The sequence below is a fragment of the Marinobacter iranensis genome (assembly GCF_029207565.1).
Lineage (GTDB): Bacteria > Pseudomonadota > Gammaproteobacteria > Pseudomonadales > Oleiphilaceae > Marinobacter > Marinobacter iranensis.
In genome coordinates, this window is sequence record NZ_JANCMW010000145.1 from 1 (window position 1) to 273 (window position 273).

At 61.2% G+C, this 273-nt stretch carries 1 protein-coding gene; it reads right to left on the reverse strand.

Annotated features, from left to right (window positions below):
* Positions 1-126: 126 nt before the first annotated feature.
* Positions 127-270, reverse strand: a complete 144-nt coding sequence (locus NLU14_RS21810; protein ID WP_275710554.1) for a sigma factor-like helix-turn-helix DNA-binding protein — start codon at positions 268-270, stop codon at positions 127-129.
* Positions 271-273 lie beyond the last annotated feature (3 nt).

Consider the following 273-nt stretch of genomic DNA (forward strand, 5'->3'; position numbering starts at 1 on the left):
GAACGCGTCCCAATCGGCGAATGCCGCGTCCTGCAGCCGGATCACCCAGTCACGGGCGTCCTCCGCAAGATAGTCCGAAACCTGCCCGTTCATGCCCACCTCTGCGCAGGGACGGAGTCGACGCGCTCATTCCGCATCGAATTTGTCCTTGAGTTGCGCAAGGGCGCGATATGCCTTTTGCAGATCCTTCTCCACCGAGCTCAAGCTTATCCCCAATTCCCGAGCGATCGCTGCCTGGCCGAGCCCATCCAGCCGGTAGCGACGGAAAATCTG